Source organism: Gracilibacillus ureilyticus (assembly GCF_900111195.1).
Lineage (GTDB): Bacteria > Bacillota > Bacilli > Bacillales > Amphibacillaceae > Gracilibacillus > Gracilibacillus ureilyticus.
Genome location: NZ_FOGL01000001.1, coordinates 1 through 24,226 on the forward strand (window position 1 = coordinate 1; position 24,226 = coordinate 24,226).

Annotated in this window: 27 protein-coding genes and 1 other annotated feature (1 of these 28 cut by a window edge); of the genes, 26 read left to right on the top strand and 1 reads right to left on the bottom strand. The window is 36.8% G+C overall.

The window, feature by feature from the left end:
* The 19 genes from BMW36_RS00005 to sigG form a co-directional block, all read left to right on the top strand.
* Positions 1–272, top strand: a 272-nt coding sequence (locus BMW36_RS00005) for a transposase (protein WP_139180273.1), incomplete at its 5' end; no start/stop codon positions are given.
* A 230-nt stretch (positions 273–502) separates the two neighbouring features.
* Positions 503–934, top strand: a complete 432-nt coding sequence (gene mraZ / locus BMW36_RS00010; RefSeq protein WP_089737705.1) for a division/cell wall cluster transcriptional repressor MraZ — start codon at positions 503–505, stop codon at positions 932–934.
* A 36-nt stretch (positions 935–970) separates the two neighbouring features.
* Positions 971–1,948 carry a 16S rRNA (cytosine(1402)-N(4))-methyltransferase RsmH gene (rsmH, locus tag BMW36_RS00015; RefSeq protein WP_175480310.1) on the top strand — a complete coding sequence of 326 codons (978 nt, stop codon included), beginning with the start codon at positions 971–973 and terminating at the stop codon, positions 1,946–1,948.
* Positions 1,948–2,331, top strand: a complete 384-nt coding sequence (gene ftsL, locus BMW36_RS00020) for a cell division protein FtsL (RefSeq protein WP_089737710.1) — start codon at positions 1,948–1,950, stop codon at positions 2,329–2,331. Before rsmH ends, ftsL begins: the two co-directional genes overlap by 1 nt.
* 10 nt (positions 2,332–2,341) lie before the next feature.
* On the top strand, positions 2,342–4,486 hold the full coding sequence (locus BMW36_RS00025) for a penicillin-binding transpeptidase domain-containing protein (protein ID WP_089737712.1): 2,145 nt from the start codon (positions 2,342–2,344) through the stop codon (positions 4,484–4,486).
* A 181-nt stretch (positions 4,487–4,667) separates the two neighbouring features.
* Complete coding sequence (locus tag BMW36_RS00030; RefSeq protein WP_089737714.1) at positions 4,668–6,593, top strand: stage V sporulation protein D; 1,926 nt, start codon at positions 4,668–4,670, stop codon at positions 6,591–6,593.
* 99 nt (positions 6,594–6,692) lie between these two features.
* Positions 6,693–8,150, top strand: a complete 1,458-nt coding sequence (locus tag BMW36_RS00035; RefSeq protein ID WP_089737716.1) for a UDP-N-acetylmuramoyl-L-alanyl-D-glutamate--2,6-diaminopimelate ligase — start codon at positions 6,693–6,695, stop codon at positions 8,148–8,150.
* A 40-nt stretch (positions 8,151–8,190) separates the two neighbouring features.
* Complete coding sequence (gene mraY, locus BMW36_RS00040) at positions 8,191–9,177, top strand: phospho-N-acetylmuramoyl-pentapeptide-transferase (protein WP_089737718.1); 987 nt, start codon at positions 8,191–8,193, stop codon at positions 9,175–9,177.
* A complete protein-coding gene (murD, locus tag BMW36_RS00045; RefSeq protein WP_089737720.1) occupies positions 9,174–10,520 on the top strand; it encodes a UDP-N-acetylmuramoyl-L-alanine--D-glutamate ligase in 1,347 nt (448 codons plus the stop codon). The genes mraY and murD overlap by 4 nt, the downstream gene beginning before the upstream one ends.
* Positions 10,521–10,615: 95 nt before the next feature.
* Positions 10,616–11,719 (top strand): stage V sporulation protein E, encoded by a 1,104-nt coding sequence (gene spoVE / locus BMW36_RS00050; protein WP_089737722.1) that lies wholly within the window; start codon positions 10,616–10,618, stop codon positions 11,717–11,719.
* A 116-nt stretch (positions 11,720–11,835) separates the two neighbouring features.
* A complete protein-coding gene (locus tag BMW36_RS00055; RefSeq protein ID WP_089737725.1) occupies positions 11,836–12,624 on the top strand; it encodes a cell division protein FtsQ/DivIB in 789 nt (262 codons plus the stop codon).
* Positions 12,621–13,307: a DUF881 domain-containing protein gene (locus BMW36_RS00060; RefSeq protein ID WP_089737726.1), complete on the top strand. Its 687-nt coding sequence runs from the start codon at positions 12,621–12,623 to the stop codon at positions 13,305–13,307. Before BMW36_RS00055 ends, BMW36_RS00060 begins: the two co-directional genes overlap by 4 nt.
* Positions 13,308–13,311: 4 nt before the next feature.
* Complete coding sequence (locus BMW36_RS00065; RefSeq protein WP_089737727.1) at positions 13,312–14,037, top strand: DUF881 domain-containing protein; 726 nt, start codon at positions 13,312–13,314, stop codon at positions 14,035–14,037.
* Positions 14,037–14,387, top strand: coding sequence for a small basic family protein (locus BMW36_RS00070; RefSeq protein ID WP_089737729.1), 351 nt, complete (start codon positions 14,037–14,039; stop codon positions 14,385–14,387). Before BMW36_RS00065 ends, BMW36_RS00070 begins: the two co-directional genes overlap by 1 nt.
* 154 nt (positions 14,388–14,541) lie before the next feature.
* Entirely contained in the window at positions 14,542–15,828 is a 1,287-nt protein-coding gene (ftsA, locus tag BMW36_RS00075) for a cell division protein FtsA (protein ID WP_089737732.1), read from the top strand.
* A 71-nt stretch (positions 15,829–15,899) separates the two neighbouring features.
* Positions 15,900–17,036: a cell division protein FtsZ gene (gene ftsZ / locus BMW36_RS00080; protein WP_089737733.1), complete on the top strand. Its 1,137-nt coding sequence runs from the start codon at positions 15,900–15,902 to the stop codon at positions 17,034–17,036.
* 293 nt (positions 17,037–17,329) lie between these two features.
* Entirely contained in the window at positions 17,330–18,226 is an 897-nt protein-coding gene (spoIIGA, locus tag BMW36_RS00085) for a sigma-E processing peptidase SpoIIGA (RefSeq protein WP_089737735.1), read from the top strand.
* Between the two features lie 20 nt (positions 18,227–18,246).
* On the top strand, positions 18,247–18,966 hold the full coding sequence (sigE, locus tag BMW36_RS00090) for an RNA polymerase sporulation sigma factor SigE (RefSeq protein ID WP_089737737.1): 720 nt from the start codon (positions 18,247–18,249) through the stop codon (positions 18,964–18,966).
* Between the two features lie 84 nt (positions 18,967–19,050).
* Positions 19,051–19,830, top strand: coding sequence for an RNA polymerase sporulation sigma factor SigG (gene sigG, locus BMW36_RS00095; RefSeq protein WP_089737739.1), 780 nt, complete (start codon positions 19,051–19,053; stop codon positions 19,828–19,830).
* Positions 19,831–19,868: 38 nt separating this feature from the next.
* Here the strand turns inward: sigG and BMW36_RS00100 are convergent, their stop codons facing one another.
* Positions 19,869–20,045, bottom strand: a complete 177-nt coding sequence (locus BMW36_RS00100; protein ID WP_089737742.1) for a YfhD family protein — start codon at positions 20,043–20,045, stop codon at positions 19,869–19,871.
* 159 nt (positions 20,046–20,204) lie between these two features.
* Between BMW36_RS00100 and BMW36_RS00105 the strand changes: the two genes are divergently transcribed.
* The 7 genes from BMW36_RS00105 (at position 20,205) to BMW36_RS00135 (ending at position 24,162) form a co-directional block, all read left to right on the top strand.
* On the top strand, positions 20,205–20,477 hold the full coding sequence (locus tag BMW36_RS00105) for a YlmC/YmxH family sporulation protein (protein ID WP_089737743.1): 273 nt from the start codon (positions 20,205–20,207) through the stop codon (positions 20,475–20,477).
* Positions 20,478–20,566: 89 nt separating this feature from the next.
* Positions 20,567–21,358 carry a peptidoglycan editing factor PgeF gene (gene pgeF / locus BMW36_RS00110; protein ID WP_089737745.1) on the top strand — a complete coding sequence of 264 codons (792 nt, stop codon included), beginning with the start codon at positions 20,567–20,569 and terminating at the stop codon, positions 21,356–21,358.
* 21 nt (positions 21,359–21,379) lie between these two features.
* Positions 21,380–22,060, top strand: a complete 681-nt coding sequence (locus BMW36_RS00115; protein WP_089738808.1) for a YggS family pyridoxal phosphate-dependent enzyme — start codon at positions 21,380–21,382, stop codon at positions 22,058–22,060.
* Positions 22,061–22,073: 13 nt separating this feature from the next.
* Complete coding sequence (locus tag BMW36_RS00120) at positions 22,074–22,499, top strand: cell division protein SepF (protein ID WP_089737748.1); 426 nt, start codon at positions 22,074–22,076, stop codon at positions 22,497–22,499.
* A gap of 8 nt (positions 22,500–22,507) precedes the next feature.
* Positions 22,508–22,777 carry a YggT family protein gene (locus BMW36_RS00125; RefSeq protein WP_089737751.1) on the top strand — a complete coding sequence of 90 codons (270 nt, stop codon included), beginning with the start codon at positions 22,508–22,510 and terminating at the stop codon, positions 22,775–22,777.
* Positions 22,778–22,795: 18 nt separating this feature from the next.
* Complete coding sequence (locus BMW36_RS00130; RefSeq protein ID WP_089737753.1) at positions 22,796–23,569, top strand: YlmH family RNA-binding protein; 774 nt, start codon at positions 22,796–22,798, stop codon at positions 23,567–23,569.
* Positions 23,570–23,652: 83 nt separating this feature from the next.
* Positions 23,653–24,162 carry a DivIVA domain-containing protein gene (locus tag BMW36_RS00135; protein WP_089737754.1) on the top strand — a complete coding sequence of 170 codons (510 nt, stop codon included), beginning with the start codon at positions 23,653–23,655 and terminating at the stop codon, positions 24,160–24,162.
* Between the two features lie 46 nt (positions 24,163–24,208).
* Positions 24,209–24,226 (top strand) — a binding site (T-box leader); it runs 211 nt beyond the window's last position.

A 24,226-nucleotide genomic window follows, 5' to 3' on the forward strand; every position in this document is an offset into this window, starting at 1 on the left:
AAGAAACAAAAGAAAGACTTTATCAATTTTATGACCTTGTTAAAAGCTCTGGACTAAAGGAATTTGAAAAAGCAATAGAAACCTTTCGAAATTGGCAGAAACAGATTATGAACAGTTTTGGTTATGATTTACATAATGGCTTTATAGAAGGTCTTAATAACCAAACCAAGGTCATTAAGCGCAACGCATTTGGTTTTAAACGATTTGACCGATTTAGGTTAAGAGTGTTATTGCATCATCAATATAAATATATCAAATTTCGGGTCGCATAAATTAGGAGTGAGCGTCTAGCTCACCCCAACATTTGACTTAGAACCTTTTTTTATTTTATAAATAATTATTCTGTTGCTATAAAAAACTATTGATAGTTTTCAACCTCATTTATTAGTTATTATGACCTATTTAATGTGACTATTTTACCAACTATTAATAATTGATAATATTTTTGTGGAGAGAAGTGGGGTGTTGTGGTACGATAAGGGAAGAAAGTGGGGTGCACTGTATGTTCATGGGTGAATTTCAACATAATATTGATGATAAAGGCCGCATAATTGTTCCCTCAAAGTTCCGTGATAACTTAGGAACTCAATTTGTGTTAACTCGCGGTTTAGATCAATGTTTGTTTGCATACCCAATGAGCGAATGGCGCCAACTTGAAGAAAAACTTAAAAAATTACCATTAACAAAAAAAGATGCTAGAGCATTTACTCGTTTTTTCTTTTCTGGGGCAGTTGAATGCGAATTAGATAAACAGGGAAGAATAAACATCCCACAGACACTTAGGAAATATGCACTTATTGAAAAAGAATGTTCTGTAATAGGGGTGTCGAATAGAGTCGAAATTTGGTCTGCGGATAAGTGGAGTGAATTTGTTGATGAATCAGAGGATTCCTTTGCAGAACTAGCAGAAAACTTATTGGATTTTGATTTATAAGAAATGACAACTATCATCAGGAAAAGAGGTGGCCTCTTGTTTGAGCATTACACAGTACTTAAGAAAGAAACTGTTGACGGGTTAAATATTAAGCCGAACGGTACATATGTTGACTGTACACTGGGAGGGGGAGGACACTCTTTATACATCCTAGAACAGTTAGATGAAAGAGGGCATTTAATTGCATTTGATCAGGATGAGACAGCATTAGCTGCAGCAAAAGAACGTCTGGATAAGTATACTGGCCAAGTCACATTTGTTAAAAGTAACTTTAGAAACATCAGGGAAGAGCTAATGAAGAAAAACATTAGCAGTGTAGATGGATTCTTGTTTGATCTGGGCGTATCTTCACCACAGCTAGATCGTGGGGAAAGAGGGTTTAGTTATCAGCATGATGCTCCATTGGATATGAGAATGGATACGGATGGACAGCTGAGTGCTTATCATGTAGTGAATGAGTGGAGCTATGAGCAGCTTGTCTCTATATTCTTTAAGTATGGAGAAGAAAAGTTTTCGAAACAGATAGCAAGAAAAATAGAAGCAGAACGAATTCGAAAACCAATCGAGACAACCTTTCAACTAGTTGATATCATTAAGGATGCTATACCAGCACCAGCAAGAAGAAAAGGCGGGCATCCTGCCAAAAGAATTTTTCAGGCAATTCGGATTGCAGTAAATGATGAACTAGCAGCATTTTATGATGCTATTCATCAAGCGGCAATGATGGTGAGTGTTGGAGGCAGATTATCTGTTATCACATTTCACTCATTAGAAGATCGAATATGTAAACAGGCATTTAAAAAATGGAGTACAACACCTCCGTTACCAAAAAACTTGCCGGTCATTCCGGAAGAGTTCCAACCGCCATTTCGATTAGTTAATAGAAAGCCGATAGTTCCTTCTGAGAATGAACTGGACGAAAACCGCAGATCTCGATCAGCCAAGCTTAGAATAGCGGAAAAAGTGAAAGAGTGGAACGATACTTTTGATGAGAAGAAAGGTGGAAATGATTAATGAGTACTCAACACGCTAGAAAATGGCAAGTACAAGAAGATTGGCACGGTAAGACTGAAGAGAAACAGAAAGTCGTAAAAAAACAAGTAGTTGTACATAAGCGTTGGGTAACACGGGGAGAGAAATTTATCTACTCCATGTTTTCATGTATTTTAATCGCTACATTTACATATCTCGTTTATTTCAGCTCTACTTTAGATCAATTAAATCGGAACATACAATCACTTGATGCAGATATATCTAATCAGCAGACATTAAATCAAAACCTCTCTTATCAGGTGAAAGAATTAAGTCAGCCTGAGCGAATCATTGCTAATGCAAAAGAACATGGTCTGGAATTGAAAAATTCTCAAGTAAAGCAAGCAAACGAAATTACAGAATAAGGTGAAAGTAATGAGATTGAAGTTTGATAAGTTCTTACCTGTTTTCTGGATTGGTATTTTTGCTGTTGCTTTTTTAATTATTATCGGACGTTTCTTAGTTATACAAGTAACAGGGGAAGTTTCCGGGGTGGATATTAAAGCATTGGCTGATGAAAAGAGGACAAATGAATATTCTATACCGGCACAGCGAGGGTCGATATTGGACAGAAACGGTATGCCGCTTGCACAGGAACATACTGTATACAGAGTATATGCTGTTCTGGATGAAAGTTATACGAGTGATCCATTAACACCAAAACATGTAACAGATGCAGGGAAAACAGCAGCAAAGTTAGCCCCGGTATTGGGGATGGAAGAAAGCGAGATATCCGCCATATTAAGTAAAGGAATGGAAAACAATAAATTCCAGGTAGAGTTTGGAAAGAACGGCAAAGAACTTACACAGCAGGAGAAGGAAGAAATTGAGTCATTAAAACTGCCTGGTATTTATTTTGAAGAAGAAGCGATCCGTTTTTATCCAAATGGAATGTTTGCGTCACATACTTTAGGGCTGACTGATAAAAAAGAAGGTGTGATTGCCGGTATAAGTGGAGTGGAGAGCTATTATAATGATATTCTAACAGGTGTTGATGGTCACATTTCTTATCAACGGGATAAGTTTAATGTAAAGTTATTAGATCCTAAGGAGGTTGTCCAGGAACCTGAAAATGGGGATAATGTAGTGTTGACACTGGATCAGAAAATTCAGACATTACTTGAAGATTCTTTGACTGAGGTTGTAGAACAATATAATCCAAGCCGTATTTCTGCAGTAGTTATGAACGCAAAAACCGGTGAGATCCTTGCGATGGGTAACAGGCCGAGTTATAATCCGAATAACTTAAGTTCTGTTGAAAACTGGTATAATGATGTTATTTCCACACCTTTTGAACCAGGTTCAACAATGAAAATATTTACACTGGCAGCAGCTATTGAAGAAGGTGTCTGGAACCCGAATGATACATTCCAGTCAGGGAGTTACAAAGCAGGAGAAAACATCCAGAAAATTAACGATCATAACTGGGGGAGAGGCTGGGGAACGATTTCCTATCTGGAAGGTATCCAGAGATCTTCAAACGTGGCGGCGGCTAAACTTGCTTATGAAAAGATAGGGCCAGCAAAGTTTCTGGAATATTTGCAAGCATTTGATTTTGATACAGAAACAGGAATTGATCTATCAGGGGAAGTGGCGGGAGTAATTCAATATAATTATGCAATTGAACAAATTACTACCTCATTTGGACAAGGAACGACCACCACACCTATGCAATTAATGAAAGCAGCTACTGCTGTTGCTAATAACGGCAAGATGTTAAAACCATATATAATTAAGGAAATTACCGATTCAGATACTGGTAAAGTACTTCAGGAAGGACAAACAGAAGTTGTTGGTGAACCTATCTCAAGTGAAACAGCAAAGGAAACATTGAGAGTTTTAGAAACTGTCATTACATCTGAAAAAGGTACCGGGTACAATAAATATAAACTGGACGGATATTCACTGGCAGGGAAAACAGGGACTGCTCAGATTCCGAATTCTGAAACTGGCGGGTATATGACAGGACGTGAGAATTATGTATTTTCCTTCCTTGGTATGGCACCAGCCGATGATCCTGAATTAATTATGTATGTCTCAGTGAAACAGCCGGAATTAGAAGATACGGAACCAGATTCAGCTCCAGTTTCATTTATCTTTAACAATGTGATGGAGAACAGTTTAAGGTATTTAAATATTGAAACAGATGAGGAAAAGACACCTTCCATTCCAATTGTTCAAGTTCCGGAATGGCAAGGAAGAACTACACAGGATGTTGTTGCAAGTTTTCAAAAGTTGGGAATACCAACAGAAGTAATTGGAGACGGAGAAAATGTTGCAAGTATTAATGTTGAACAAGGTACCGAAATCACTTCACATCAGAAAGTACTTATTTTGACAGATGCACCAAAAATGCCTGATCTGACGGGATGGGCATTAAGAGACGTATTGTCATTACAAGACTTGATTGGCTTTGAAGTGAATTGGTCCGGGGAAGGATATGTTGTTACGCAGGACTTAAAACAAGGAGCTGCTATTTCGAGTGCGGATGTAGTTACAGTAGAACTATCGAGTGAGTAGATTAACTGTTCACAGTGTTCTATTCTGTTCGGATAAATCATATATTGGGACAAATGTTTCTTTACTAAAAGTGCGGGTTTCTAAATAAAGAGAATTGAATGTTATTCAGCAAAAATGAGCTGAGTAATTCAGTGTATCTTCTCTCAGAGTTTTAGAAACTGCATCTAAAAGGAGTTATGTTATGAAACGGGTCACCAATATGATTATCCAGAAGAGAATTGTCACTGTGTTTCTTTTTGCCTTTATTGTGATCGGGATTATTATCTTCAGATTAGGTTATGTTCAATTAATATGGTCAGACTTCTTAATTGGACAAGCGGAAGCTTTATGGAGCAGAGACATAGTTTTTGAACCGGAAAGAGGAAAAATTGTTGATCGAAATGGAGAAGTGCTTGCAGAAAATATATCTGCTCCTACTGTAATGGTGGTCCCAAGACAAGTGACATCACCAGAATCTACTGCAAACGCGCTTTCAGAAGCGCTTGAAATGTCTTATAATGATGCTTTGGAAGCAATCCAAAAAAATGAAAGAATAGTAATTTTGCAGCCTGAAGGTAGAAAGATCTCAGAGGAGAAAGCAATTGCTGTCCAAAATTTGAATCTGGATGGTGTATATATTGCAGAAGATTCTGTAAGATACTATCCGAATGGAGCTTACCTTTCCCATGTGCTCGGATTTAGCGGGATTGATAATCAGGGATTAACAGGATTAGAGTTATCTTATGATGAGCAACTGAGCGGGACAGAAGGAAGTTTATCATTTTACAGTGATGCGAAAGGGAAAAAATTAGCACAAAAAGCAGATAAGTATACACCTCCTAAAGATGGAATGAATCTCCAATTAACTATTGACCATCAAGTACAGACGATTATAGAGCGGGAGTTAGATATTGCTGTAGAAAAATATAATCCGGACGGCGCAGTTGCTATTGCAGTGAACCCGAACGATGGCAGTGTATTGGGTATGTCATCAAGACCAACATTTGATCCGGCGAACTATCAGGAAATAGATGCAGAAGTTTATAACCGGAATCTGCCTATCTGGAGTACATATGAACCTGGCTCCACGTTTAAGATCATTACTCTTGCCGCAGCGTTGGAAGAAAACAAGGTTGATTTGCTGGAGGATGAGTATGTCGATGATGGATCAATTGAGGTAGGTGGTACACACTTACATTGCTGGAAGAGTGGCGGCCACGGACATCAAACTTTTCTGGAAGTTGTGCAGAACTCATGCAACCCAGGATTCATCGTATTAGGGCAGAAATTAGGGAAAGAAAAATTATTTTCATATATTGAAAATTTTGGTTTTGGCTCGAAAACGGGCATTGATTTGCAAGGTGAAGCGAATGGTATCTTATTCAACCTTGACAATGTAGGACCAGTAGAATTAGCTACGACATCGTTTGGTCAGGGTGTTTCCGTCACCCCAATCCAGCAGGTTATGGCAGTATCCGCGGCAGTAAATGGGGGTTATCTATACGAACCATACATTGTGCAGGCATTACAGGATCCACTTACGGGTAAAGTGATCGACGAGAAACAACCTGTCATGAAACGAAGGGTTATATCCAAAGATACTTCTGAACAAGTTAGAGATGCTCTTGAACATGTTGTGGCACTTGGGACAGGGCGAAATGCATATGTAGAAGGTTACCGTGTTGGTGGTAAAACCGGGACTGCCCAGAAGGTTGGTGAAGACGGGCGATATATGGAAAATAATTATATTGTCTCATTTATCGGCTTTGCACCAGCAAATGATCCTGAAATTGTTGTATACGTTGCTGTAGACAATCCAAAGGGAACGGTCCAATTTGGCGGTACAGTTGCGGCTCCAATTGTTGGAACAATTATGGAAGATAGTTTGCGTGCACTAGGTGTGGAGAAACAAGAAGGTGGAATTGAAAAAACTTATCAATGGCCGGATACACCAACTGTAGAAGTGCCTAATCTGATTGGACTCACTAAAAGTGATCTGCCAGAGTATATGATCTCCTTAAAGATTGAAACATTAGGTGAGGGAGATTATATTATTGACCAGGCACCTTCAGCGGGTGAGAAAGTGGAAGAAGGAAGTGAAATCAGATTAGTGTTAGGCAATAAATAGTTAGAAAGATTTATCGATATGTTGGTACACATTTGATATAATAGGATAGTTGTGAAAGCAGATAATAAAAGTGAAAGCAGAAAGTACAGGTGATGAGGTATGAAAAAATTAAAAAACTTAATTGAACACATTCCGAATTCCCGACTGGATTCAGCATGTGATGATATTATAATAACTAGTATTGAAAAGGATCACCGAGAAGTGAAACAAGGCTCCTTATTTGTTTGTATAAAGGGTTTTACGGTAGATGGCCATGAATATGCAGAAGCTGCATATAAAAATGGAGCAGCAGCGATTCTTGCAGAAAGAGAGCTGGACTTGGAAGCTCCGGTTATTACTGTGAAAAATACCTCACATGTGTTACCGATCATTGCAAATGCTTTTTTTGATTCCCCAACTGAACAGTTTCCGCTTATCGGTGTAACAGGAACAAATGGAAAAACATCTGTTACCCATTTAATTGATGAAATGTTTAAAGCGGCTAGACAAAAAACCGGTCTTATAGGAACGATTGAAATGAGAATCAATGATCAGGTAACACCAGTGAAAAATACGACTCCTGACGCATTATTCCTTCAAAAAAGCTTTAAACAGATGGCAGATGAGCGAGTGAATGCAGCCATAATGGAAGTTTCTTCCCACGCTCTCGACCAGGGCAGAGTTCATGGGTGTAATTTTGATATAGCAGTCTTTACCAATCTGTCTCAGGATCACTTAGATTACCACCCATCAATGGACCATTACTTATTTGCTAAGAGTTTGTTATTTGCTCAGCTTGGAAATGACTATAACAGAAAGAAATATGCCATTGTAAATATAGATGATCCCAGCAGTGAATTTATTATACGGGCAACTTCCCAGCCTGTAATCACTTACGGGTTAACAGACAAAGCTGATTTCTATGCATCTAATATTGCTTTAAATGCTGATGGAGTTTGTTTTGAACTCCATACACCTTTACACGACGTGAAAATTAACAGTAATTTAATGGGATTATTTAGTGTTTATAATATGCTAGCAGCCACTGCAGCTGCATATTATTGTAATATTGAACTAACTGTTATAGAAAAAGTGTTAAACAATACGACAGGTGTTAGAGGAAGGTTTCAGCCCGTTGCAAATGACCGCGGAATTGGAGTAATTGTAGACTATGCGCATACACCGGACTCCCTGGAAAATGTACTTCAGACAGTACAAAAATTTTGTAAAGGTAAAGTATACGTTGTAGTCGGCTGTGGGGGAGATCGTGATAAATCAAAACGTCCACAGATGGCTAAAATCGCATGCCAAAATGCTGACAAAGCAATATTTACTTCAGATAATCCACGCTCTGAATCACCTGGTGCAATTATTGATGATATGATAAACGAACTGGAAGCAGATAATTTTGAAGTTGTCATTGATCGAAAGGAAGCTATAAGGTTGGCAATTAATGAATCGAAGAAAAGTGATGTTATCCTGATAGCTGGAAAAGGTCACGAAACCTATCAAATTATCGGTGATCAAGTTTTAGAATTTGATGATGTCAAAGTAGCGAAACAGCTATTGGAAGATTAAGACCATTTATGGATATGTAAGAAGATTGGAGAGGACATTTATGAGTCAATACACTTTTTTAATAACAATAGCCATTGCATTCTTAATAACCGTCTTACTATCCCCAATTTTTATTCCTTTTCTTAAAAGATTGAAATTTGGACAGAGTATACGTGAAGAAGGCCCGAAGTCCCATCAGAAAAAATCCGGCACCCCGACAATGGGCGGCCTAATGATAATACTTAGTATTGCGATTACAAGCATTATCGTTATTGCAAAAGTAAATGGCGGGATTTTAAATTATGAAGTCTGGTTGCTTCTCTTAGTTTTGTTAGGTTTCGGTTTATTAGGCTTTTTAGACGATTTTATTAAAGTTGTAATGAAACGGAATCTAGGTTTAAATTCAAAACAGAAACTGCTCGGACAAATTATTATTTCAATTATTTTCTATATTGTGTTAAAACAACAGCAATTTGATACGAGTATTGCCATACCCGGTACTGAATGGAAATTTGAGTTGGGATGGTTTTATGCAGTTTTTATTATAGTAATGTTAGTAGGTGCATCAAATGCAGTTAATTTGACGGATGGACTAGACGGACTACTGGCAGGAACTGCAGCAATTGCGTTTGGAGCTTTTGCTATCTTGGCATGGTACGGGTTACCAAATTTGAATATTACTTTATTTTCATTAAGCGTTGTCGGTGCACTATTAGGTTTCTTAGTCTTTAATGCACACCCGGCAAAAGTTTTTATGGGCGATACAGGTTCCCTAGCCCTGGGTGGAACCATTGGAGCGATAGCTATTTTATTAAAATTAGAAATATTATTAGTAATTATAGGCGGAGTTTTTGTAATTGAAACATTGTCAGTAATCATTCAGGTCATTTCATTTAAAACTACTGGTAAGAGAGTTTTCCGAATGAGCCCTTTACATCATCATTATGAGTTAAAAGGATGGAGCGAATGGCGGGTCGTAACTACTTTTTGGCTGATTGGAGTCTTATTCGCAATTTTAGGAATATATATTGAGGTGTTGTCAGCATGAGAAAACTAAAGAACTTTCCATATAAAAATATACTAGTATTAGGATTAGCCAAAAGCGGGACCGCCGTGAGTAAAATTTTGTACCGCAACGAAAGAAACGTTATTGTGAATGATCTTAAATCCGGTACACAGGATCCGCATGTAACAGAACTAAAAAATATGGGTATCCCTGTCATCATAGGTGAGCATCCTTTATCACTGCTTGATGGAATTGATGTAATCATAAAAAATCCAGGGATTCCTTATGATAATATTATGCTCAAAGAAGCGATCCAGCAGGGGATTCCAATTATTACAGAGATAGAATTACTTCATTATTTTGATATTAATAGACTTGTAGGTATTACAGGATCAAATGGAAAAACAACAACAACCACTTTAATTTATGAAATGTACAGGCAAGCACATGTCCCAGTAAAGATTGCTGGAAATATTGGGCATGTTGCATCAGAAGTAGCAGAAGGAACAGATGATGAAAGTACAATGGTAGTTGAATTGTCATCCTTTCAATTACAGGGAACTAGAAAATTCAAACCCTCTGTATCAGTTTTGTTGAATATTTTTGAGGCACACTTGGATTTTCATGAGAATCTGGAAAATTACCAAAATGCAAAAGCGCACATCTTTCAAAATCAAACCTCTGAAGACTTCCTTGTATACAACGCTGATGATGAGAGAGTTAGCGAACTAGTTAAAAGTGCAAAAAGCAGTTTAGTTCCTTTCAGCAGAGTAAAGAAACTGAAAAATGGGGCTTTTATTGACCAGGAAGCGATCTTTTTTGAAGATGAAAAAGTAATGAATGTGAGAGAAATCGCACTTGTAGGCTCCCACAACCTTGAAAATATACTTGCAGCTGTTGCAGTTGCAAAAATAGCGGGGATCCCGTCATCAGCGGTTAAATCGGTGTTAACTAGATTTACTGGTGTTTCCCACAGGTTACAGTTTGTAGCAAATGTGAATGAGCGTGTATTCTTTAATGATTCAAAAGCTACTAATATTCTCGCAACATCCAAGGCTTTGCAGTCTTTTGATCAGCCTGTCATCCTACTTGCAGGTGGATTGGACCGGGGAAATGAATTTGATGAATTACTGCCACATTTAAATAATGTGAAAGCATTAGTCTTATTTGGTGAAACTGCTGAAAAATTATCTCGACTTGGTATGGATGCTGGTATTTCTTCCATTACAGTAGTAGAAAATATGTCTGAAGCTGTCCGTAAATCTTATCAGTTGTCAGAGGAAGGAGATGTTATTCTCCTGTCACCAGCATGTGCAAGTTGGGATCAATATAAAACTTTTGAAGAGAGAGGAAACATGTTTATGGAGTCTGTGCATAGATTATAGTAGGGGCTTGTCTGCTATGTTCTCTGAACAGATGAAAGTAAATCTAATAAATAATTAGGCAGCCCCTTTTATTATTTAAAAAGGGGGCTTTTTATATGGAGAAACGATTACGAAATGATGCTGTTGACAGGCTGCTTGTAATTCTCATCATAACAATTTTAATTGTAGGAACATTAATGGTTTACAGTGCTTCCTATATTTGGGCGGAATATAAATTTAATGATTCTTTTTATTTTGTGAAACGCCAGTTATTATTTGCCGGTGTAGGTGTGATTGCAATGTTTATTGTTGCAAATGTGCCATACTTCCAGTGGATTAAATATCGAAAATGGATATTTATTGGTTGCATCGCTTTATTAATTGCTGTATTAATTCCAGGAATAGGTATGGTGAGGGGTGGAGCAAGAAGCTGGATTGGTGTAGGGGCATTCAGTATTCAGCCTGCTGAATTTATGAAATTGGGTATGATATTGTTCTTAAGCGGTTATCTTGTTAATCTTCAGGACAGAATAACGGAATTTAAAAGAGGGTTCATGCCACCGCTTATACTTATTATCAGTCTATTTATGTTAATAATGCTGCAACCGGATTTGGGAACAGGCATGGTATTTGTCCTAACCAGTTTTTTACTGCTTTTTGTTGCTGGTGCCCGCTTGAAGCATTTTTTGATTCTGGCAGGTTTTGGCGCTATCGGCTTTCTGCTTTTAATCATTTCTGCTCCGTACCGTATAAATCGTATTACAGCATTTTTAGATCCTTGGCAAGATCCTTTAGGGAATGGTTTTCAGATTATTCAGTCTTTATACGCAATTGGACCAGGAGGGTTATTTGGTGTAGGATTTGGGAACAGCTTGCAAAAATATTTTTATTTACCGGAACCGCATAATGATTTTATTTTTGCCATAATTGCAGAAGAACTTGGATTTATTGGCGGAATTTTTGTTATTGGGTTATTCTTTCTGTTTGTATGGCGGGGGATTTTAGTATCACTTAATGCCCCTGATCTGTTTGCAAAATTATTAGCAATAGGGATTGTTGGAATGATTGCAATTCAGGTAATGATTAATATAAGTGTCGTCATTGGTTTGATCCCGGTAACTGGAATCACTTTACCTTTTCTGAGTTATGGTGGCTCTTCACTTACTTTAACATTATGCTCGGTAGGAATCTTATTAAACATTAGTAAATATAGGAAATAAAATATAACTTACTAGATGGTGGCGAGTTGGGAACATTATGCTATAATTAGGGTAGATCTTTTCTTGGGACTAAGTTCTCATTACAGAGGTTCATATTTTTAAAGGGAAGTTGACATATGGAGCAAAAAAGAGTTGTATCAATCGAGGATAGAATTCCACAACTTAAAAAGGAACGCCGAAAACGCACAAACCGAAAATTAGCCATATATTTAACAGTGTTTTTTTTGCTTGTATTTATCGTTGTATATATTCAGTCACCACTAAGTCATGTGAATAAGATTAGTATTACTGGAGAAAATATGGTTTCAGAAGAAGAGATTTTGGAAATTACTGAATTGGATTTATTCACAAATTACTGGAGTGTGCAGAAAGGTAAGATCGAAGAGGCATTAAAGGAACATGTACTCATTAACAATGCATCTATTGAGAAGAAATTCCCTGCTAATCACATCCTCATTGAAATTGATGAATTACAACATGTAGGGTATCTTGAAAATGGAGAATCAGCTGTCCCTCTTCTGGAAAATGGAGAGACATTGGAAGGAACATCAGTAAATGAGATAACTGCTTCAGCCCCTTTACTGAAAAATTTTACTGATTACCCAAATATGAAGGAATTAGCTAAAGAACTAAATGAATTGCCAAACTATGTTCAGTCATTAATTTCAGAAATTAAATGGTCACCTACTACTACTAATTCTCAAAAGATCGTATTATATATGATAGATGGATATGAGGTTGAATTGACTGCGGGCAACTTTTCAGAGCTCCTTAAAACATATCCATCCATCGTTAGTCAATTAGATGAAGAAGTGGACGGTGTGATAAAAATTGATGAAGGTGGGGCCGTATTTACACCTTACAATTCAGATCAACCGGAGATTATTGACGGGGGCACAGAATGAAAAGTAAAAAACTCATTTTTGCATTTGTTTTTTTCGTACTAGGATTTCTCATCACATTTAGCTTTCAGCAGACACGATCGAATACAGATATTGTTCAGTTAAATGAGAATGAATGGGAACGGGATTATTTTTATCGTAAGCAGCTTATTGAACTGGAAGATACGAATAAACAATTACGGACTGAATTGATAGAAATCAGAGAGAAAATTCAGGATATTGAACAAAATCTGGCTTCAGAAGCAGATGAACTGCACGATTTAGTAGAAACAAAGACGAAATTACAGAAATTAGTTGGCGAACTAGCAGTACATGGGAGTGGAGTGGAAATCACTTTAAGTGATTCGAGCTATATACCGAGTGATCAGCATGCAAATCAATATATCGTTCATGACAGACATATTCATCAAGTTATTAACGAACTTTATAGTGCGGGAGCAAAGGCAATTGCTATAAATGACCAGCGTATCTATAGAGATAGCTATATTACTTGCGTAGGCCCAGTTATTACAGTTGACGGGAGTACATATGCCGCACCTTTTGTTATTTCTGCAATTGGGGATCCTGACTTGCTTGATGTAAGTTTGAATATGAAGAATGGTGTTATTGATATGTTAGTACAGGAAAATGTGAAGGTCGGATTTGAAAGAAAGTCACAAATTGAGATGGAAGCAAGGGAATTGTGATGAAATGAAATTATCAAATAAAGGGAAAATTTGGATCAGTTCAATTTGTTTCATCATTGGCTTTATGATTGCTATTTTATTTGAAACAAACCAATCGGTCGAATTAAGAGATACAAGGGATTCATGGGAAATAAGGACTGCATTGCAGCAGGAACAGGAAATTCAGCAAAATCTTTACAATGAAATTGCAGCAAGTGAAGCTTTGTTACAGGAATATGAAAAACAGCCAGAGAGGCAGCAAATGGAATCATTAACTGAATCGATCGAGCTGCTAAAGGAACAGGCTGGCTTAACGGAAATACAGGGAAGCGGTGTAATAGTTACACTGCAGCCGATCTTTCAAATGGATGACAGTTATCAGGAATATCCTGAGTTGACAGCTGAGTTATTACAATTCTTAATTAATCAGTTAAATGATTATGGTGCTGCTCATATGGCGATTGAACAAGAAAGACTAATAAACATTACGCCGATTAGAAATGTAAACGGAAGAGTTTATGTTAATAATAGTCCAATAGGAAGTCTGCCTGTTGAGATATATGTATTGACTGATGATCCCGAGCGTATGATTAACCATATCGAAGTAAGTGAGTCAAATGACTATTTCGCCTTGGAGAATATGGAAATAATTACAGAACAGGTAACAGAGTTAGTTTTGCCTAAATTTGATGAAACTATTGATTTAGGCGGGCTTGACGTGTTAGAGTCGCAAGAAGAAGGTGAGTCATAGTGTTGTTGCCAGCTTTGTTTTTAATTTTAGGCTTAGTTTTAGGCCTCTTAACTAACATAACGATTCCCGAGGTATATTCCAATTACTTATCTATTGCTGTATTAGCTGCATTGGATACATTATTTGGTGGAATGAGGTCTCAATTGGAAGGAAAGTTTAATCAGTCCGTTTTTATCTCTGGATTCTTTTTTAATGTATCACTTGCAGCTTTTTTAGCTTTTATTGGAGTTCAATTAGGCATTGATTTATATTTGGCTGCTATCTTTGCATTTGGTGTACGATTATTTCATAATTTGGCGATAATTAGAAGAATTATGTTAGAAAAATTCCAGTTTAGGAAAAAGGAATAATTGTTTTTCTGTATTAGCCTAACAAATTTAATTTTTTTTGAATCTTTTTCAATATAATTATGAAAAATAGTGAAACATTTATTATAATAGTTTTTATCATAGTTTACTATATGCAATCATTCATAAATAAATGTATAGAAATAGGAGGTGCCTCATGGACAACAGTGAAATTTTAGTCAGCTTGGATATAGGTACATCAAAAATTAAAGTAATAATTGGGGAAGTGATCGGGGACTCTCTTAATATTATTGGAGTGGGATCCGCAAAATCATTAGGAATGAAAAAAGGTGCTATCGTTGATATTGATGAGACCGTTCATTCGATAAGAACAGCAGTAGAACAAGCTGAAAGAATGGTAGATGTACATATTGATCGAGTAGTTGTTGGAATTAATGGGAATCATGTGCAATTACAACCATGTCACGGCGTTGTTGCAGTTTCAAGTGAGGATAAGGAAATTAAGGAAGAAGATATTCATCGTGTAATGGATGCAGCACAAGTAGTGTCAATACCTCCCGAACGAGAGATTGTTGATGTTATACCTAAACAGTTTATCGTAGATGGGCTCGATGAAATAAGGGATCCCAGAGGAATGATCGGGGTACGCTTAGAGATGCAGGGGACAATTATTACTTGTTCCAAAACAATGTTACATAACATTTTAAAATGTGTAGAGAAAGCAGGCTTAACCGTCTTAGATCTTTGTTTACATCCATTGGCAACAGGTGAAGTGGCGTTATCAAGTGATGAGAAAAATTTAGGTGTCGCAATACTGGACATAGGTGGAGGAAGTACAACGGTTTCTGTGTTTGAAAATGGATCTTTAGCTGGGACAAGTGTGCTTCCAATAGGTGGATATAATATTACGAAAGACTTGTCCATTGGTTTAAGGACAACTACAGAAGAAGCAGAAAATATTAAATTAGACCATGGGTATGCTTTTTATGATGATGCGAATGAAGAGGATACCGTTGCGGTTAATATTATTGGAAGCAACCAGAAGGAAGTATTTAATCAGGTAGAATTAGCAGATATTATTGAAGCAAGATTTGAAGAGATATTGTTAATGAGTGCCAGAGAAATACAAAGAATGGGATATGATGATCTTCCGGGTGGCATAGTTTTAACTGGCGGTACCATGAGTATGCCAGGTTCAGCGGATTTAGCACAAATGATATATCAAACAAATGTAAGGATCGCTATTCCGGATTATATTGGGGTGAGAGAACCGCAATACACTGCTGGCATTGGTATCTTGAAATTTGCTTACAAGAATGCGAAAATACAAGGGAAAGAGTTTTCAGGTTCCATATTAGCAATTAATGAAATGGAAGAACCTGAACAAAGAAAACCAGAAAAAGCGAAACCGATGAAAGAACAGAAAGTGAAAGAAAAGAAAGAACCTAAATTAGCTAACTTGTTTAAATATTTCTTCGATTAAAATATTTACAGCAATGAAACTAAATGAGGAAACAGACAGACTCTAAAACTAGCAAATTAGGAGGAAATAGTATGTTAGATTTTGATACGAATATGGAAGATCAGTTAGCATCGATTAAAGTAATTGGTGTTGGCGGCGGTGGAAGCAATGCGGTAAATCGAATGATTGAACATGGAGTTCAAGGAGTAGACTTTATTGCAGTTAATACAGATGCTCAAGCACTTAACCTTTCTAAAGCAGAAGTAAAAATGCAAATTGGTACAAAACTTACCAGAGGTCTTGGCGCAGGAGCGAATCCTGAAGTTGGCCGAAAAGCTGCAGAAGAGAGTAAAGAGCAAATTGAAGAGATATTAAAAGGTGCGGATATGGTATTTGTAACTGCTGGAATGGGCGGGGGTACAGGTACCGGAGCTGCTCCGGTTATTGCAGCGGTGGCAAAAGAATTAGGTGCATTAACTGTAGGTGTAGTAACAAGACCGTTTACTTTTGAAGGAAGAAAAAGAGCAACACATGCGGTTGCAGGTATTGACGGCTTAAAAAGCAATGTGGATACATTAATCGTTATCCCTAACGACAGATTGCTTGAAATTATTGATAAAAATACACCAATGCTAGAAGCATTCCGCGAAGCGGATAACGTGTTAAGACAAGGTGTACAAGGTATATCTGATTTAATTGCTACACCTGGTTTAATTAATGTTGACTTTGCCGATGTGAAGACAATTATGGCTGATAAAGGTTCAGCATTAATGGGTATCGGTGTAGCAACAGGAGAAAACAGGGCCGCTGAAGCTGCTAAAAAAGCTATTTCATCCCCACTGCTGGAAACTTCAATTGATGGAGCACATGGTGTGTTAATGAATATTACCGGTGGCATGAATTTAAGTTTGTATGAAGTTCAGGAAGCAGCCGATATTGTGACATCAGCTGCAGACCAGGAAGTAAACGTTATTTTTGGTTCGGTAATTAATGAAGACCTCAAGGATGAAATTGTGGTTACCGTTATTGCCACAGGCTTTGATGAAACACAATTAAAGAGTGTGCAAGGCAAAGCCAAACCTGCTCTTCAGCAGAAACCAGCTGTGCGTGAGCGTGAAAAAGAGGAAAGACCACAGGAAGCAACAGCAGGTACAGGATCCAGACCTAAGCAACAGGAAGATACACTGGACATCCCGGCATTTTTAAGAAATCGAAATAGAAGAAGATAAATTGATTAGAAAGCTGTCCTTATTACTGGACAGCTTTTTTCATTAGAAATATGTGTGAATTCTGTTACCAGACGCCCTTCATTTAATTATTTTAAAGAATTCTCTCCTTTATACCCAGTGATTAAAAGCCTTACTTTGTTGCAATGTAAATTAACCCTACAATTCAACAATTTTTGTGAAAAGTTCTGAAAATTAGATGGCATTTCGTTCCTTCCTTTGACAGACTTCTATTCTCTATTCCACTATACTAATATCACAACAGCATAAAAGTATTATTAATGGAGCGATTATTGGTGACTGTTTATATCGAGTTAATATGGTTAATAAATTGGGGCATTGACTGGATGATCCTGTTATTAACCCAATCCATATTGTACAGCAGAACAAAATGGTATCGTATTTGTTTGGCAGGGTTTATAGGATCAGTGATTGTTCCGGTCTCTCTATTAATTCCGGCTTCCTTTCTGGAAACATGGTATATAAAAGTGATTCACTCTTTTTTTATTATTTTCATTGCTTTCGGCTTCACCAATACAGCTCTGTTTATCAAGCATTTATTTACTTTTTATTTCATGACATTCGCCATTGGCGGCGGGTTGCTGGCAATTCATTACATGGCTGATTCGAATCAGCTGACAAGCTATTACAGTCAGCTTCAGCCAACACAGATACATGGCTTTTTCGTGTTAATTGGTTTTCCGTTTGTATATTTCTTCACTAAGCAGAGGATGGACAAGCATAAATATAACCAGTTAAAAAAAGACTTTATGTATTTGGTAACCATTAGTTGGCGCAATAAAGAAGTAGAAGTGTCAGGTTATGTAGATAGTGGTAATCAGCTTGTTGATCCTATCTCCAAAAAACCTGTAATTATCTGTGATGAAACATTTTTAAAAGAATGTTTTACCGAACAGGAATTTCATGAACTGAAGGGATTATATGAAAGTGTGTCACATAGTGAAATACCTTCGGTTGCGAATCCGGTCTATCGGCTTGTTCCATTTCAGGGGGTTGGCGGGAATGTGGAATGGCTGATCGCTTTTTCTCCGGATAATTTAAAAATACATATTGATAGTAAACAGCAAATTGAAACACAACAGGTGCTTATAGGTATTCGGTTTGGGCAGCTTGTAGGTGATCAGAGTTATCATTGCCTGCTTCATCCAAAACTATTTCAGGAAGTAGGCTGAAAAAACAAGGGAGTGGTTACATGTTGGATATTAAAATGAAATATAAAATGATCGTTTATAAAGTTCTTAAAAAAATGGGGTTTCATGAAGACGAAGTATTCTACATTGGAGGAAGTGAAGCATTGCCGCCTCCTCTCTCGAAGGAGGAAGAGTTTGAGCTCATTAATAAATTGCCTGTAGGTGATAAGGCTGCTAGAGCAATGCTGATAGAGCGCAATTTAAGACTTGTTGTCTATATTGCAAGAAAGTTTGAAAATACCGGAATTAATATTGAAGATTTAATAAGTATTGGAACGATTGGACTAATTAAAGCAATTAATACATTTAATCCTGAAAAGAAAATAAAATTAGCTACATATGCTTCGAGATGTATTGAAAATGAAATTCTTATGTACTTAAGAAAAAATAATAAACTGAAAACAGAAGTTTCGTTTGATGAACCTCTAAATGTAGACTGGGACGGGAATGAATTATTATTATCAGATGTGTTAGGGACAGATGAGGATGTAACCTTTAAAGATTTAGAACAAGACGTTGACAAAGTGTTATTAAGAAATGCATTAGAGCAATTGAATGGCAGAGAAAAACAAATAATGGAACTAAGGTTTGGCCTTGTGAATAATGAAGAGAAGACACAGAAAGATGTTGCTGATATGTTAGGAATATCGCAATCATATATATCCCGTCTGGAGAAAAAAATAATTAAAAGATTACAGAAAGAATTCAACAAGATGGTCTAGTTGTTAATTAATGGTATATGCATAAAAACATTCCGATTGGTGATACTTATTTTTGAGAAGGATCTCCAATCGGGAGGGTACAATATGACAAGACATAAAGTAGAGATTTGCGGGGTAGATACTTCAACATTACCAGTTTTAAAAAATGAAGAAATGAGAAAATTATTCAAGGAAATGCAAGCAGGAGATCAGGAAGCGCGTGAAAAACTTGTGAATGGGAATCTTCGGTTAGTGTTAAGTGTTATACAAAGGTTTCACAACCGTGGTGAATACGGTGACGATTTATTTCAAGTAGGATGTATTGGATTGTTAAAATCGATTGATAATTTCGATTTAGGACAGAATGTCAAATTTTCCACATACGCGGTACCAATGATTATTGGTGAGATTAGACGATACTTACGTGATAATAATCCTATTCGGGTTTCAAGATCATTACGGGATATTGCTTATAAAGCTTTACATGCAAGAGAGAAGCTGATGAGCGAAACTTCAAAGGATCCTTCTCCAATGGAAATTGCAAAAGAGCTCGATGTCCCAGTTACAGATATTATCTTTGCACTTGATGCCATTCAAGACCCTGTCTCATTATTTGAGCCAATATTTAATGACGGGGGAGATCCTATTTATGTAATGGATCAGGTAAGTGATGATAGCGTAAAGGATAATGACTGGATTAATTATTTATCTATAAAAGAAGGAATGAGAAGGCTTAATAACCGTGAAAAAATGATTTTAAATAAGCGGTTCTTCCAAGGGAAAACGCAAATGGAAGTTGCCGAAGAAATTGGTATTTCCCAAGCTCAGGTTTCCCGTCTTGAAAAAGCTGCTATTAAAGAAATGAATAAAGAAATGTTTGAATAATTAGAGCAGTGATTTTATATCACTGCTCTTTCCTTCCATTAGCCATTATTCTTTTGTCGCTCATCAGCAAGTTTCCCTCTAATTTGTGCTTCCCTGTCTTCTGCATCAGCTAGTTCTTCTGAAAACTCCACATCTATCCCGTCAGATTTTTGGTTCTTCGGTGTTTGCGGTAGTCTATTCTTATTTTTCTTATTTCTATGTTCATCTCTTCCCATGGTCAGCACCTCTTTTTAAAAAAGTTAAGAGAAAGTTAAGCATTCTCTCGTTTGATATTTTGCGCAAAATATAATTCGGCCATACAAATTTTTTATTGGGAGGATACACCATAATTTACGTGAAGTATCATATATTGATATAAAAAGGTGGTGTTTAAAATGATAACTTTATCCTCCATGCAAATGAAAGACATAATTTATATTGAAGATGGTACGAAACTGGGACATTTAACTGATATCGAAATTAACGTGGATTATGGTCGAATTGTTAATTTGATTGTTGCCACAAAATCGAAAGTATTAGGGGTTTTTGGAGAAGAAAGGGAAGTTATTATTCCATGGGAAAATGTGATGCGTATTGGCCAGGATGTTATTTTGGTTAAAAAATCGAATTTTTATATAAGTGAACCTTCTGAAAAAAAACAAACTTAATCATTATTCTTCCTCTTTCGATTAAAATTGTGAAGGATGTTCGAATTGTGATAAAATAAGGAAAAACAGGAGAGGTGGCATCATATCATATGGATCCATTTTCTTATGATACCGCTAAAAATATTTTATTTATTGACCGGTGGATGGAGAAAAACAATGTAATTGCCGGTTTTACAACAAAATTTGGCGGGCAAAGTGAAGGGGATTATGCTAGTAATAACCTTGGACTGCATGTAGGTGATCAATCAACTGATGTCATCGGAAACAGAAAGAGATTAGCGGAACAGATCAACATTCCATTGAACAAGTGGGTTTTTACAGAACAGACACATGGTTTTAATGTAAAACAAATTTGGAAAAAAGATGGTGGAAAAGGCTCTCACAGCATGTCGGATTCCATTACTGATACGGATGGACTGATTACAACCGACAAAGAAATTTTATCAGTTTTATTATTTGCTGATTGTGTCCCATTATTTTTTCTGGTAAAAAGTGAAGCAGCAGCTATCTCCCATGCTGGATGGAGAGGGACTGTAGGGAATATTGCAAATGAAACAGTCCAAGCATTTAAACATTTAGGGTACAAAGCTGATCAGTTAGAAGTTGTCATTGGCCCGTCTATTTGCGGGGACTGCTACGAGGTAAGTCAGGAAGTTATCGGACATATTCCTCAAAGGTATAAAGAAGTTTACCAATTAAGAAATTCCCATTATTATTTAAATTTGAAAGATCTTAATTACCTACAGTTAGTGGATGCAGGTGTAAAGAAGGAAAATATCCTTGTTACAAGCTATTGTACCGCACATGATGAGCTTTTCTTCTCTCACCGGAGAGACAAGCAGAAAACCGGCAGAATGCTTGGATTTATAGGGTTAATGTAAGTGAAAGGAGTTTATATTGCAGTGAAGGTAGCAGATAATTTAGCAGCCATTCAAAAAAACATTCAGCAAGCATGTCAAAATTCCAATAGGGGTGAACAAGAAATTACACTAATTGGTGTGACGAAATATGTTACAATAGAAAGAGCGAAAGAAGCCGTAGAAGCCGGGATAGTCCATTTAGGGGAAAACAGGATAGAAGGCCTGTTGAATAAGAAAGCAGAAATAGGGTCTGAAGCAACCTGGCATTTTATCGGTTCATTACAGTCACGTAAAGTAAAAGAGATTATAGAAGAAGTTGATTTTATTCACTCACTTGATCGCAAATCTCTAGCAAAAGAGATAAATAAACGTGCGGGCAGCGTAATTAACTGTTTTGTACAAGTGAATGTCAGTGGGGAAGAATCAAAGCATGGATTAAAACCAAATGAAGTGATACCTTTTATTGAGGATCTCAGTAAATTTGAAATGATTCGTATAGTTGGATTAATGACAATGGCTCCTTTTGTGGAAAATGAAGAGATTCTTAGAAACACATTTGGCCAATTGCGGGAATTGCGGGACGAGATCGAAGGAAAAGGCTGGAAACATGCTCCCTGTCATTATCTTTCCATGGGGATGAGCAATGATTACAGGATAGCCATTGAAGAAGGTGCCACTCATATCCGTATTGGTTCCGAGCTTGTAGGGCCATATGATGAATAGAGGTGAATGATCAATGAGTATGAAAGGAAAGTTTAAAAATTTGTTTGGCCTTGAAGATGAATATGAAATTATTCATGAAGAGATCGAGGAACAAGGTCAGTATGAAACGAACGAGCAGGAAGAAAAGAGCAATGTTGTTAGCTTGAAATCAGTACAGTCCAGCTCTAAAGTAGTCCTTTGTGAACCACGTTCATACAACGAAGTTCAGGAGATTGCAGACCATGTCGTTAACCGTCGCTCTGTAGTAATGAATTTACAACGTCTGGATGCACAGCAGGCGAGACAAATTATTGATTTTATGAGCGGAACAGTCTATGCAATGTCAGGTCATATCAGAAAGTTGGGATCACAGACTTTTCTATGTACACCAGACCATGTTGAAATAAGTGGAAATATAACAGAAGTAATGGAAGAATATGATTCAGATCAAAGGTGGTAAAAAAATAAATGATTACGTTATGGCAAATTTTACAATTTGCATTTGAGATATACTCTTATGCAATTATTATCTATATTTTAATGTCATGGTTTCCAGGGGCGAGGGAGTCTTCCATAGGCAGAATGCTTGCATCCATTGTAGAGCCCTATTTAGAACCATTCCGTAAAATTATCCCCCCGATTGGCGGTATGATAGACATTTCGCCAATAGTTGCGATATTTGTATTACGATTCGCAATGCGAGGTTTAGATTATATGTTTTTCAACTTTTTATTGTAAAGTGAGTCAGGTGAAGAGATGGATTTATATCAGCATTTCAGACAAGAAGAATATCCTTTTATTGATCAAGTGTTATCATGGAGGGAAGAAGTTACGAATCGTTATGAATCGAGATTAACGGACTTTCTTCACCCAAGAGAACAGAGAATATTTAAGTCATTGATAGGCAATGATGAAACATTGAAGCTGGATTTTTTTGGTGCATGGGAAGATGCAGAAAGAAAGCGCGCAATACTAACACCTTTTTATGAAGAAATCACAACAGAGTCATTTGAAGTAGAGTTATTACAGGCAAAGTTTCCTGAAAAGTTCGTATCGATAGAACATCGGGATGTTCTGGGAGCTTTTCTTTCCGCTGGAATTCACCGTAAAAAAATTGGAGATATCATTATTAATGACGGGTATATTCAGATTTTAGTTGCGAAAGATATTACTACATACTTAACGACTAACGTAACATCTATAAAGAAAGCGAATGTTCAGTTTGACAATGTTTCGTTTTCACAGTTATTAGACAGCACGAACCGCTGGATTGAAAGTACCGCAACATGTTCATCCTTACGGTTAGATGTACTTATTAAAGAAATGTACCAAACATCCCGCCAACAGGCGCTTGATCTAATTAAAAAAGGCTTTGTTAAAGTAAACTTTCAAACAATTGAGCAAGCTGCCTTTCTATTGGAAGAAGGAGATTTGCTATCAGTGAGAGGAAAAGGAAGGACAAGGCTCAAAGAGTTACAAGGTAAAACAAAAAAAGACAAAGTAAGAATTATTTTTGAAAAATTAAACTAGGGTTATTGCAGGAATTTTCATTGTTTTGTCAAATTATTATGATACTATAGAGAGAGATCGACAAGAACTAGGAGGTGGCCGTCGTGCCTTTAACACCGCTTGATATTCACAATAAGGAATTTGCTAAAGGGTTCAGGGGATATGATGAAGATGATGTGAATGAATTTCTCGATCAGATTATTAAAGATTACGAATTGGTAATCCGTGAAAAAAAAGAGCTAAAAGATCAGGTGGATCAGCTCAATGAAAAATTAAGCCATTTTTCTAATATTGAGACAACATTAAATAAATCGATACTGGTGGCTCAGGAAACAGCAGAAGAAGTGAAGGAAAATGCAAAGAAAGAATCCAAATTAATCATTAAAGAAGCAGAAAAAAATGCGGATAGAATTATCAACGAAGCATTACATAAATCACGAAAAATTGCTTTAGAAGTGGAAGAACTGAAAAAGCAGGCGAAAGTTTTCCGTACAAGACTAAAGATGCTGGTAGAAGCACAATTAGACTTAATTGAAAATGATGACTGGGACGGTCTTTTCCAAACAGAAATAGATAATGTCGAAGACCAGGAAACAGAAACAAGTAATTATTAACCTTGACGAAACCGGATTTATTTCCTATAATTTATTTCAATATATGATTAATTCATTGATTGGG

Bases quoted from the DNA above. Each gene is read 5' to 3' on its own strand.
- mraZ (WP_089737705.1), top strand. From the start codon at position 503: ATGTTCATGGGTGAATTTCAACATAATATTGATGATAAAGGCCGCATA.
- ftsL (WP_089737710.1), top strand. From the start codon at position 1,948: ATGAGTACTCAACACGCTAGAAAATGGCAAGTACAAGAAGATTGGCAC.
- BMW36_RS00025 (WP_089737712.1), top strand. From the start codon at position 2,342: ATGAGATTGAAGTTTGATAAGTTCTTACCTGTTTTCTGGATTGGTATT.
- BMW36_RS00030 (WP_089737714.1), top strand. From the start codon at position 4,668: ATGAAACGGGTCACCAATATGATTATCCAGAAGAGAATTGTCACTGTG.
- BMW36_RS00035 (WP_089737716.1), top strand. From the start codon at position 6,693: ATGAAAAAATTAAAAAACTTAATTGAACACATTCCGAATTCCCGACTG.
- mraY (WP_089737718.1), top strand. From the start codon at position 8,191: ATGAGTCAATACACTTTTTTAATAACAATAGCCATTGCATTCTTAATA.
- murD (WP_089737720.1), top strand. From the start codon at position 9,174: ATGAGAAAACTAAAGAACTTTCCATATAAAAATATACTAGTATTAGGA.
- spoVE (WP_089737722.1), top strand. From the start codon at position 10,616: ATGGAGAAACGATTACGAAATGATGCTGTTGACAGGCTGCTTGTAATT.
- BMW36_RS00055 (WP_089737725.1), top strand. From the start codon at position 11,836: ATGGAGCAAAAAAGAGTTGTATCAATCGAGGATAGAATTCCACAACTT.
- BMW36_RS00060 (WP_089737726.1), top strand. From the start codon at position 12,621: ATGAAAAGTAAAAAACTCATTTTTGCATTTGTTTTTTTCGTACTAGGA.
- BMW36_RS00065 (WP_089737727.1), top strand. From the start codon at position 13,312: ATGAAATTATCAAATAAAGGGAAAATTTGGATCAGTTCAATTTGTTTC.
- ftsA (WP_089737732.1), top strand. From the start codon at position 14,542: ATGGACAACAGTGAAATTTTAGTCAGCTTGGATATAGGTACATCAAAA.
- ftsZ (WP_089737733.1), top strand. From the start codon at position 15,900: ATGTTAGATTTTGATACGAATATGGAAGATCAGTTAGCATCGATTAAA.
- sigE (WP_089737737.1), top strand. From the start codon at position 18,247: ATGTTGGATATTAAAATGAAATATAAAATGATCGTTTATAAAGTTCTT.
- sigG (WP_089737739.1), top strand. From the start codon at position 19,051: ATGACAAGACATAAAGTAGAGATTTGCGGGGTAGATACTTCAACATTA.
- BMW36_RS00100 (WP_089737742.1), bottom strand. From the start codon at position 20,045: ATGGGAAGAGATGAACATAGAAATAAGAAAAATAAGAATAGACTACCG.
- BMW36_RS00105 (WP_089737743.1), top strand. From the start codon at position 20,205: ATGATAACTTTATCCTCCATGCAAATGAAAGACATAATTTATATTGAA.
- pgeF (WP_089737745.1), top strand. From the start codon at position 20,567: ATGGATCCATTTTCTTATGATACCGCTAAAAATATTTTATTTATTGAC.
- BMW36_RS00120 (WP_089737748.1), top strand. From the start codon at position 22,074: ATGAGTATGAAAGGAAAGTTTAAAAATTTGTTTGGCCTTGAAGATGAA.
- BMW36_RS00125 (WP_089737751.1), top strand. From the start codon at position 22,508: ATGATTACGTTATGGCAAATTTTACAATTTGCATTTGAGATATACTCT.
- BMW36_RS00130 (WP_089737753.1), top strand. From the start codon at position 22,796: ATGGATTTATATCAGCATTTCAGACAAGAAGAATATCCTTTTATTGAT.